This is a genomic window from Chromobacterium haemolyticum, assembly GCF_002081825.1.
Lineage (GTDB): Bacteria > Pseudomonadota > Gammaproteobacteria > Burkholderiales > Chromobacteriaceae > Chromobacterium > Chromobacterium fluminis.
In genome coordinates this window covers 187,743-197,527 of sequence record NZ_MUKU01000002.1, presented here as the reverse complement: position 1 = coordinate 197,527, position 9,785 = coordinate 187,743, and the positions used below count along the sequence as shown (strand labels likewise).

At 65.8% G+C, this 9,785-nt stretch carries 10 protein-coding genes; 4 read left to right on the top strand and 6 right to left on the bottom strand.

Translation table 11 applies throughout. The features are described 5' to 3' along the window. Positions 1 to 306: 306 nt before the first annotated feature. Genes B0T39_RS02150 through B0T39_RS02135 form a run of 4 tightly spaced genes read left to right on the top strand, consistent with a single transcriptional unit; the run spans position 307 to position 4,478 of the window. Positions 307 to 1,434, top strand: a complete 1,128-nt coding sequence (locus tag B0T39_RS02150; RefSeq protein ID WP_081544593.1) for an ABC transporter permease — start codon at positions 307 to 309, stop codon at positions 1,432 to 1,434. A gap of 10 nt (positions 1,435 to 1,444) precedes the next feature. After that, positions 1,445 to 2,164 (top strand): ABC transporter ATP-binding protein, encoded by a 720-nt coding sequence (locus B0T39_RS02145; RefSeq protein ID WP_081544592.1) that lies wholly within the window; start codon positions 1,445 to 1,447, stop codon positions 2,162 to 2,164. Next, complete coding sequence (locus B0T39_RS02140; RefSeq protein WP_081544591.1) at positions 2,161 to 3,081, top strand: HlyD family secretion protein; 921 nt, start codon at positions 2,161 to 2,163, stop codon at positions 3,079 to 3,081. The genes B0T39_RS02145 and B0T39_RS02140 overlap by 4 nt, the downstream gene beginning before the upstream one ends. Next, a complete protein-coding gene (locus B0T39_RS02135) occupies positions 3,078 to 4,478 on the top strand; it encodes an efflux transporter outer membrane subunit (RefSeq protein ID WP_176219461.1) in 1,401 nt (466 codons plus the stop codon). The genes B0T39_RS02140 and B0T39_RS02135 overlap by 4 nt, the downstream gene beginning before the upstream one ends. Before the next feature lie 25 nt (positions 4,479 to 4,503). On the opposite strand, the gene B0T39_RS26365 is transcribed toward B0T39_RS02135, so the two are convergent. The 6 genes from B0T39_RS26365 to B0T39_RS02105 all read right to left on the bottom strand — a co-directional run bounded on the left by B0T39_RS26365 (position 4,504) and on the right by B0T39_RS02105 (position 9,686). Next, the gene (locus tag B0T39_RS26365; protein ID WP_081544589.1) at positions 4,504 to 5,889 is read right to left on the bottom strand and encodes an ATP-binding protein; all 1,386 of its coding nucleotides are present in this window, start codon (positions 5,887 to 5,889) and stop codon (positions 4,504 to 4,506) included. Next, complete coding sequence (locus B0T39_RS02125; protein WP_019103219.1) at positions 5,886 to 6,536, bottom strand: response regulator; 651 nt, start codon at positions 6,534 to 6,536, stop codon at positions 5,886 to 5,888. Before B0T39_RS02125 ends, B0T39_RS26365 begins: the two co-directional genes overlap by 4 nt. Before the next feature lie 72 nt (positions 6,537 to 6,608). Beyond that, positions 6,609 to 7,037, bottom strand: a complete 429-nt coding sequence (locus B0T39_RS02120) for a MarR family transcriptional regulator (RefSeq protein WP_081544637.1) — start codon at positions 7,035 to 7,037, stop codon at positions 6,609 to 6,611. 19 nt (positions 7,038 to 7,056) lie between these two features. Continuing rightward, positions 7,057 to 7,476, bottom strand: a complete 420-nt coding sequence (locus B0T39_RS02115; protein WP_052052093.1) for a DUF488 domain-containing protein — start codon at positions 7,474 to 7,476, stop codon at positions 7,057 to 7,059. Positions 7,477 to 7,754: 278 nt separating this feature from the next. Then, positions 7,755 to 8,885: an L-threonine dehydrogenase gene (yiaY, locus tag B0T39_RS02110; RefSeq protein ID WP_081544588.1), complete on the bottom strand. Its 1,131-nt coding sequence runs from the start codon at positions 8,883 to 8,885 to the stop codon at positions 7,755 to 7,757. 99 nt (positions 8,886 to 8,984) lie between these two features. Next, positions 8,985 to 9,686, bottom strand: a complete 702-nt coding sequence (locus tag B0T39_RS02105; protein WP_019103223.1) for a MarC family protein — start codon at positions 9,684 to 9,686, stop codon at positions 8,985 to 8,987. Positions 9,687 to 9,785 lie beyond the last annotated feature (99 nt).

Genomic DNA, 9,785 nt, shown 5'->3' with positions numbered 1-9,785 from the left:
ATTTTCTAGCAAATCCATTACTGAAAAATATAATTCCCGGTCATAAAAAGGAAAACTGAAGGGAGTCTGAGCAAGCAATAAGAACAGGACCTTATAGGTCAGACATTTAAATTCAACGTCCGAACCAATACCAGTGGTATTAATCGGCCGGAATCCTATTCGCGGCCCTTCTCTTATTTACCGTTGGCAACGCTCAGAAAACCCTAAGCAGGAGCGGGCATACTGCCTCCATTTCATCCCGGAGACAGTCATGCCCCAGCCTACTCATCCGCCCAGCCTGCCCGGCTCCAGCCTGGAGACCTGACCATGGTCTCCCTCGCTCGCGCCTCGCTGATTTACGAGTGGCGCCGCTTTTTGCCGGCGGTGCTGGCGGTGGCGTTCGCCGGCCTGCTGGTCCAGGTGCAACTCAGCCTGCTCTTGGGCATGTTCAGCTCGGTAGGCGTTTACATAGACCGCTCTAGCGCCGACCTCTGGGTGGGCTACCCGGCCACCCAAAGCGTGGACCTGGCTCGGCCCATTCCCGGCAAAACCGAGAACAACCTGTGGGCGCACCCGGAAGTCACCGCGGTGGAGCGCTTTACCTGGACCATGGCGGACTGGCAGCGTCCCGGCGGCGGCAAACTCAGCGCGGTGTTGATCGGCATTGATCCGCGGCCGCAGGCAATGACTTTCGCCACCTTGCTGACTCCAGCCTTGCGCCAGGAGCTGACGGTGCCCAGCACCGTGCTGGTGGATGAAAGCGATCTGGAAAAACTGGGCGTCAAGATAGGCGACTACGCCGAGCTCAGCGGCAAGCGGGTGCGCATCGGCGGCACCGTCAACGGCATGCGCGCGATGGGTGGGGCCAACATCCTGACCTCGCTGAACACCGCCCGCCGCATCGACCCCAATCTGCGCAACGACGCTACCGACTACTTCCTGGCGCGGCTGCGCGACCCCAACCGCGCCGAGCTGGTGCGCGACCAACTGCAGCCTGCGGGCACCTTCAAGCCGTTCCAGGTTTGGACCGCGGAGGAGTTCTCCGCTCAGTCGCAAACCTACTGGCTGTTCGAATCCGGCGCCGGCTCCGGCTTCCTGTTTTCCTCCGCGCTGGGCCTGCTGGTCGGCATCGTCATCACCAGCCAAACGCTGATGGCCGCCATCGTCGCCGCGCTGCGCGAATACGCCACTTTGCGAGCCTTGGGCGTGTCCTCCTCCTCCTTGCGCGCCGTGATCCTGGAGCAATCGTTCTGGGTCGGCCTGGCCGGCCTGGTGATCACCGCCGTGGTCGGCGCGCTGCTGGTGGCCGCCGCCCGTCACGCCCACATCGCGCTGGAGGTGCCGCTGTGGGGCTGCATGGCCACCGGCACCCTGGTGCTAAGCATCGCCCTGCTGTCCGGCCTGTCCGCGCTGCGCGCGCTGAATCAGGCCGAACCCTCCACCCTATTGCGATAAGGAGACTCTCATGTCCGCCTCTCCCGCCATCGTCGGCGAAAACCTGAACCGCTCGTTCAGCAACGGCAAGACCGAGCAAACCGTGCTCACCAATATCTCGCTGTCCATCCTGCCCGGCGAACTGACCCTGATCATCGGCCCGTCCGGCTCCGGAAAAAGCACCTTGCTGTCCGTGCTCTCCGGCCTGCTGCCGCCCAGCTCCGGCCGCGTCACCGCGCTGGGGCTGGAGCTGACCCGGCGGTCCATCGAAGAATTGAGCCGCTTCCGCCTGGAGCATTGCGGCTTCGTGTTCCAGGGCTTCAACCTGTTCGCCTCGCTGACCGCGCTGGAAAACGTGCTGCTGCCGCTGAACTACGGCCCCAAGATAGCCAAGGCCGAAGCCGAAAAACGCGCGCAGGAAGTCTTGGATCTGGTGGGCCTGGGTCCGCGCGCCAAGCTGCGGCCGATGGAACTGTCCGGCGGCGAAAAACAACGGGTCGCCATCGCCCGCGCGCTGGTCAAGCGGCCCAAGCTGATGTTCGCCGACGAACCCACCAGCGCGCTGGACAGCCATAACGGCCAAGTGGTGATCGACCTCTTGCACCAGATCGCTCAGGAACAAGGCACCACGGTGCTGGGCGTGTCCCACGACAACCGCCTGATCAAGCACGCCGACCGCGTCATCACCCTGGAAGACGGCCAGGTGGTCAAGGATCTACGCGTCCATAACACGCCGATGGAGGTAGCATGAGCAGCCCTATTCCCAAGACCCCGCTGCGCCTGGGCCCGCTGCTGGCTTTGAGCCTGCTGCTGGCCGGCTGCTCCGAACCGCCGCCTCCCGCGCCGGTCCAGCAATCCCCTTGGGCCGCCATCGCCAAGGGCCGCGTCAGCATAGAAGGCGGAGTGATCAATATCGCCGCGCCGCGCGCCGGCATCATTCGCGAGGTGTCGGTGGAAGAAGGCGCCGAGGTCAAACCCGGCGCGGTGCTGGCCCGCATCGACGACCGCGAGGCCAATCTGGCGATGAAGGTGCGCGAGCAGGAGCGCGACGAGGCGCGGCAGGCGCTGACCCTGCTGCAGGTCAAGCACGCCATCGCCCAGCGCGAGCTGCAACGGGTGTCCGCGCTAAACGGCGACGAGGTGGTGTCCAAGCAGGAAAAAGACAACGCCCGCGATCAGGTCAAGCTCAGCGCCTCCGAGCTGGCCCGTCAGCAAGCGGCGGTGGCCACCGCCGACGCGCAAGTAGCCGCCAGCAAACTGGAAGTGGACCAACACGTGGTGCGCGCGCCGCTGGCCGGCCGCATCATCCGCCGCCAGGCCCGACCCGGCGACGGCACCTCCACGCTGAACGTGACGCCGCTGTTCATGTTCGCCCCCAACGGGCCCCGCATCGTTCGCGCCGACCTGGAAGAACGCTATGTGGGCTTGGTGACGGCGGGACAGGCGGCCGAGGTGACGCTGGAAGCGGACGAAACCAAGGTCTACAAGGCCAAGGTGCTGCGGCTGGGCCAGGTGTTCGGCAACCGTCCGGACAACGACGACCCCAATGAGAAACAAGATGTGCGGGTGATCGAATGCGTACTGGCGCTGGTGGACGCGCCGGAAATCCGCATCGGCCAGCGGGTGCTGGTGCGCATCTCCCGACAAGACAAGGCGGGCAAACCATGATGCGGCCCATCGCTCTGCTGCTGCTCCTGGCGCTTGGTGGCTGCGCCGGGCTGGAACCTTCGCGCCCCGCGCCGGCGCTGCCGGAGCGCTACGGCCAGGCCCTGCCCGGCCAGGCGCCGGACGCCCAAGCCTGGGACGGTTTCGGCGACCCCGGGCTCAGCCGGTGGATCGCGACGGTGCGCGAGGGCAACATCGACCTCGCCGCCAGCCTGGCGCGGCTGGACGCCGCGCGCGCCGAACTGGGCGTGCTCAACGCAGACCGCTACCCCAAGCTGGACTTCGAACAATCGGTGGAGCGGCGCAAGCTGTCCAAGTTCGATTTGGGCGAAATCGGCGAAGACACCGCCAACCCCAGCACCCGCTACAGCACGCGGTTGGCGCTGGGCTATGAGGTGGACTTGCGCGGCCGGGTCAGCGCCGCGACGCGCGCCGGCCGCGCCGATCTCAAGGCCAGCGGCGGCGACCTAGACGCGCTGGGCCTGAGCCTGGCGCGGCAGACCGCGGAACTGTGGCTGACTCGAGCGGAGCTGGCCGCCGACATCGAACTGCTCCGGGAAACCGCGCGGCTGCGCCAGCGCCTGCTGGCCGGGGTCGCCGCCAAACGCCGCGTCGGCCTGGCCAGCGGCCGGCAGTTGCTGGAGCCGGACAGCGAGGCCAGCGAAGCCGCCCGCTTGCTTGCCCAGCAAGGCGACGCGCTGAAGCGGGTGGAGCGCAGCCTGTGCCAGCTGGCCGCCAAAATGCCCAACGCCTGCGGCTTGCCGCCGGCGCGGCCGCTGCGCGAACTCAGGCTGCCGGAAGCGGGCGGCGAGGTGCCGGCCCGGCTGCTGCAACGCAGGCCGGACCTCAGCGCGGCCCAGGCCCGCTACGACGCCGCGCGCGCGCGCATCGACGAGGCGGAAGCCGCCCGCTGGCCGTCGCTGACCCTGAACGGCGGCCTGGGCATCAGCGCCGGCAGCTGGTCCGCATTGCGCGGCAGCAAGGTGCTGAACTGGTCGCTGTTGCCGCAGCTGGACATTCCGCTGTTCGACGCCGGCAAGCGCAAGGCCGAAGCCCAACGCGCGCGCTTTGCCGCCGCAGAACAATACGCGGCCTGGCGCGGCGCGGTCACCCGCGCGGTGTACGAGGTGGAAGACGCCGCAGCAGCAGCCCGCTTCGCCGGCACGGATCAGGAAGCCAAGCAGCGCCAATACGCGGACGCCAGCCGCCGCTTGCGCGCCGAGCGCGACGCTCGCGGCGTGGGCCTGAGCGACGGCCAGGCGGAATGGCGCGCGCAGCTGGCCCAGCTTCAGGCGGAACAGGGCGTGCAAGGCGCGCGCCGCCAGCAACTGCTGGCGGCGGCCAATCTGATCGCCGCGCTGGGCGGCGGCTGGGAGGGCGCGGACAAAACCGCGCCCTGAGAAGCGATGCGGGAGCGCGGCGGCCTCAAGCCTGCCGCGCGTCGCAGCGCGGCAGGCGGATTTCCACCCCCAGGCCGTTGCCGTGCAGGCCATCGGTCAACAGCAGGCTGCCGCCGTGCAACTCCACCACCCGCTTGACGATGGCCAGCCCCAGGCCGCTGCCGGTGACGGTGTTGTCGGGCAGGCGCACGAAACGCTTCAGCACCTGATCCCGCCACTGCGGCTCGATGCCCGGCCCGTCGTCCAGCACCGCCAGCCGCAGATTGGAAAACCCCTCGCTGACTTCCACATTGATGCAAGCGCCGTCCGGGCAGTAACGGATGGCGTTGTCCAGCAGATTGTCCAATAGGCTATCCATCGCGCTGGCGTCGCCGCAGCAGGCCGCCGTCTGCGCGCCGTCGTAAGCCAGGGTGATGTTGCGCTCCATCGCGCGCGGCACATGCCGCGCCAAGGCCGCGCGCGCCAAGGCCGCCAAGTCGAAGGACACCGGCAGCACCCGCGCCGACTCCGCGTCCAGCCGCGACAGCGTCAGCAGCTTGCCCACCAGTTCGCCGCTGCGGCCTATGCTGGCGTCCAGCAAGGCCGCCAGCGCCGCCCTCTCCCGCTCGGACTCCGCCCGCGCCAGCAAATGCACTTGCGCGCCAATCGCCGCCAGCGGCGTGCGCAGTTCGTGCGCGGCGTCGGCGAAGAAACGCTGCTCTCCCTCGCGGAAAGTCGCCAGCCGCGACAACAGCTCGTTGACGGAATTGAACACCGGCCGCAGCTCCTGATATTCGGGATCGGCGCAAGCCAGCGGCGCCGTTGATTGCACATCGCGCGAAGTAATGGTGGTGGCCAGCGTCGCCAAGGGCTGCAAGGCGCGGCCATAGCCGACGCGCAGCATCAGCATGATGATGGGCACCGCGGCGATCAGCGGCAGCAAGAAGAAAATCAGGATTTCGGCCTGCACCCGCTGCACAAAGCTGCGCGCGACGGCCAACTGCACCCGCACCTCGTCGCCGCTCGCCGTCAGCATGCGCCAACGGCCCTGGTTGGCCGGCGCGCCGCCGCTGGGCGGCTGCTCCAGCTCCGGCCAGGCCTTGGACACCGCCAGCAGGCGCTGCCGCTTGTCGACGATGCGATAGGCCAACTCGTCCTTGACCGGCGGCCTTTCGCTATAGCCGTGGCCAAACTGGCCGATTAGTTGATCGACGACGCGAGCGCGCTCGCTCTCCTTGATGTCGGCGCTGTAGACGGTGGCCAGCGTGCGCGCCAGCCCGCGCAGATCCCCGTCCAGATAACCGGAGCCCACCCGGGTCACTTCCCAGTAAAACCAGGCGAACAGGACCAGCCATACAGCCAGTATGGTGCTCAGGCTGGTCCATAACAGCCGCCGGTAAAGCGAACGCCGCGCCAGCGAGGGAATGATCATGCCGGCTTGGGCAACAGATAGCCGACGCCGCGTATGGTGCGGATCCAATCCGAACCCAGCTTGCGCCGCAAATTGTGGACATGCACCTCCAGCGCGTTGTCGGACTCGCAGCACAAATGCTCCACCAGGTGCTCGCGGCTGACCACCTTGCCGGCCTTGCGCACCAGTTCGAACATCAGCGCGAATTCCGAGGGCGACAAGGCCACCGCCGCGCCGTTCATCGACAGCTCGCGGGTATCGGCGTTGATGCACAAATCGCCGATCTGCCAATTGGCCGACACGAAGCCGCTGCTGCGCCGGGTCACCGCCTGCAGCCGGGCCAACAGTTCCGGAATGGCGAAAGGCTTGACCAGGTAGTCGTCGGCGCCGTTGTGCAAGCCGGTCAGCCGGCTCTCCAGCGCGTCGCGCGCGGTCAGGATGATCACCGGCAGCGTCGAGCCGTTGCCTCGCAATTCCTGCAGCAAGTGCAGACCCTCGCCGTCCGGAAGCCCCAGATCCAGCAGCAGCGCGTCTTGCGGCTCATCGGCCAGAAAGGTGCGCGCTTCTTTCAGCCGCCGCACCCAGACGGTGCGAAAACCGGCCTGGCGCAAGGCCTGCCCCAGCGCCTCGCCCAATGCCAGGTCGTCCTCCACCAACAATATGTTCACGGGATGTCTCCGCAGGCCAAAGCAATGTCAAAATCATGCCAGAGCGCCATGGCAAAAGCTACCGCGCCGACGTCAATCCTGAGCTTGCAGCAGATGGTCCAAGGACAGCACGTCGCCCAGCCGCCGCAGGGCCTGCAACTCCTCGCGATGCTCTCGCGCCAGGCGTTCCGCCAGCGCCTCTCCCTTGGGCATCAGCCGCACTTCCACGCAGCGGCGGTCGTCCCGCCCCGGGCTGCGCGCCACCAGTTGCTGCTGCTCGCAACGACTGATCAAGCCCACCACGCTGTGGTGGTGCGACTGCAGCCGCTCGGCCAGCTCGGCCACCGTCGCCCAGTCCCGGCCTGGAAAGCCCTTGATCTGCAACAACAGCAGGTATTGCAGCATGGTGATGCCGTGGCGCTGGGCCGCCTCTTCGCTAAAACGCTGGAAACGGCGCAAGCGGTAGCGGAAGTCCGCCAGCCGTTCGAAATCCTGCTTGGAAAAACTCGGGGGGTCGGACACGCGGGTCACCTCGTTCGGCTCAGCCGTCCAGCAAAGCGCGGTAGCACACCGGCGAAGCCAGCTCCCCCGCCTCGATGCGTTCTATCTCGTCCAGCTTGTCGCCCAGGAACTGCGCCAAGGCCTGCGCCGGCTGCCTCTCGCCGCCGCCGGCGTGCAGCAGCACCAGGCCGCCGCCGCGGCTGGCCTTCCACAGCGGCCACCAGCGCTGCGGATTCGCCGCCAAATCGGCCCAATACACTTCACAGAAAGTGGGCCAATGGCGTTCGTCCTGACGCAGCCAGTTAAGCAGGCCGGGCGCCGGCGCCACGCTTTTCAGCCAGTGGGCGGCATCCAGCGCCTGCCGCGGCAGGCCCTTTGGCCAGGTTTCCTCAATCAGAAAAGCGTTCTCAAGGCCCTGCCGGTATTCGCTCACCGGCAACAGGCGGATTTTTGCGTCCATTGCGTCACTCCTTGTTTCATCTGGCGGCGGAGGCGGTGCGGCGTCGTCAGAAATATCGTATTACGATATTTAATAGTCAAAAAAAGGCGGCTGGGCCGCCATTAGAAGCTGTTCTAAAGTCTTGCGAGCTAGAGCGAGACAAGGCGAAAACGAGCTAAAAAGCGGAATGTACACACGGTACATAAGCATTTCGAAGCTTTTTTCAACGCCGTATCGCCGAAGCGCAGCGGACTTTGAACAGGTTCTTAGGCCGCGGTGTTTGCACCGCGGCCGTGCTATTACAGCGCGGCTTTGAAGATCGCGCAGATTTCATCGTGGCTCGCCTGGATCGGATTGGTCAGGCCGCACGCATCCTTCAAGGCGTTGGCGGCCAGCTCCGGAATATCCTCTTCCTTGACCCCCAACTGCGTCAATCCTGCCGGAATGCCTACGTCGGCCGCCAATTGGCGTATGGCGGCGATCGCCGCTTCCGCGTTGGCGGCCACGCCCAGCGCCGCGCCGACGTCGGCCAGACGCTGGCCGGCCGCCTTGGCGTTGAAGACCTGCACATGCGGCAGCAGCACCGCGTTGCACACGCCGTGCGGCAGATCGTAGAAGCCGCCCAACTGGTGCGCCATCGCGTGCACATAGCCCAGCGACGCGTTGTTGAAGGCCATGCCGGCCAGGAACTGCGCGTAAGCCATTTGCTCGCGCGCTTCCATGTCCAGACCGTTGCGCACCGCGCGGCGCAGATGGCCGGCGATCAGCGTCACCGCCTTCAAGGCGCAAGCGTCCGTGATGGGCGTGGCGATGGTGGAAACGTAAGCCTCCACCGCGTGGGTCAGCGCGTCCATGCCGGTGGCCGCGGTCAGCGACGCCGGCATGCCGGCCATGGTTTCCGGATCGTTGACCGACAACACCGGCGTGGTGTGCTTGTCCACGATGGCCATTTTGATATGACGGGACTCGTCGGTGATGATGCAGAAGCGGGTCATTTCAGAGGCGGTGCCGGCCGTGGTGTTGATCGCCACCAGCGGCAACTGCGGCTTGGCGGACTTGTCCACACCCTCGTAATCCTGGATCTTGCCGCCGTTGGCTGCTACCAGGGCGATGCCCTTGGCGCAGTCGTGCGGGGAGCCGCCGCCCAGCGACACCACGGCGTCGCAGTCGTGCTCACGCAGCAGCGCGAGGCCGGCGCCCACGTTGGCGGTGGTGGGATTGGGGTGCACGCCGTCAAACAGCACGGTGGCGATGCCGACGCCGCCCAGCAATTCCGTGACGCGGCCGGCCAGGCCGGTTTTCACCAAGCCGGTATCCGTCACCATCAATACTTTGCGGTAGCCGTAACCGCGCATCGTTTCAACGGCTTGTTGCAAACAGCCCGCGCCCATCAGGTTGACGCAGGGAATGAAGAAAGCGCTGGTCGCCATGGCAAACTCCTGTTCTTAAGACATTTGTCATAAGCGCAGTATGCTTATTTTGGCCGATGCGGCATTTGCCTCACATCAAAAGATGTCCAATCATCCCGCTCACTTGTGCGGCAACACATCCTGCACCAACAGGGCGACCAGGGCGCCGAAGCCGTCCCACATGATCTGCACACCCAGGCACAGCAGGATGAAAGCGGACAGGCGCAGGAACACCACCGAGCCGGTCTGGCCCAGATAACGCAACAATTTATCGGCGTGGCGGTAGCACAGATAGACCAGCACGCTGCACACCAGCACCGCGCAGCCGCCGGCCAGCGGCGAGATCGCGTATTTGACGATGCCCTTGCCGGTATCGGTCAGCGAAGCGCCCATGGTGATGGCCACCGAGATGGAGCCCGGCCCCACCGTCAGCGGAAAGGTCAGCGGATAGAAGGCGCGTTGCTTCAGCGCATCGTGGTTTTCCGCCTGTATGGGCTGATCAGTGGAAGTGGGATTGCTCTCCGGCGGCGCGTCGTTGAGCATGCGCCAGGCGGCGAAAGTAATCAGCAGGCCGCCGGACAACTGCACCACCGGCAAGGACACGCCGAAGAAAGACAGCACATAGCCGCCGGTGAACATGCTGCCCAACAGCAGCAAGGCGCAATACATGGCGATGCGGCGCGCCAGGTAACGGCGCTGCTGCGGCGTATTGCGCGCCGTCATCGAGATGAAGATGGGCACCAGCCCCGGAGGATTCATGATGGGCAGCAAGGCCGCCATCACAAACAGAAACTTTGTTATGAATATTGTCAGCAACTGCATGGTGGAATGACTCCGAAACCATCAAATTCAGATCAGGAACGGCCGCCGGCGCGGCGCCAGCCGCCATATTACACAATTCATCAATATTGCAACGGGCTC

What these genes read in the sequence shown, in the direction of transcription:
- B0T39_RS02105 (WP_019103223.1), bottom strand. Translation starts at nt 9,686, where the DNA reads ATGCAGTTGCTGACAATATTCATAACAAAGTTTCTGTTTGTGATGGCG.
- B0T39_RS02145 (WP_081544592.1), top strand. Translation starts at nt 1,445, where the DNA reads ATGTCCGCCTCTCCCGCCATCGTCGGCGAAAACCTGAACCGCTCGTTC.
- B0T39_RS02150 (WP_081544593.1), top strand. Translation starts at nt 307, where the DNA reads ATGGTCTCCCTCGCTCGCGCCTCGCTGATTTACGAGTGGCGCCGCTTT.
- B0T39_RS02115 (WP_052052093.1), bottom strand. Translation starts at nt 7,476, where the DNA reads ATGGACGCAAAAATCCGCCTGTTGCCGGTGAGCGAATACCGGCAGGGC.
- B0T39_RS02135 (WP_176219461.1), top strand. Translation starts at nt 3,078, where the DNA reads ATGATGCGGCCCATCGCTCTGCTGCTGCTCCTGGCGCTTGGTGGCTGC.
- B0T39_RS02140 (WP_081544591.1), top strand. Translation starts at nt 2,161, where the DNA reads ATGAGCAGCCCTATTCCCAAGACCCCGCTGCGCCTGGGCCCGCTGCTG.
- B0T39_RS26365 (WP_081544589.1), bottom strand. Translation starts at nt 5,889, where the DNA reads ATGATCATTCCCTCGCTGGCGCGGCGTTCGCTTTACCGGCGGCTGTTA.
- yiaY (WP_081544588.1), bottom strand. Translation starts at nt 8,885, where the DNA reads ATGGCGACCAGCGCTTTCTTCATTCCCTGCGTCAACCTGATGGGCGCG.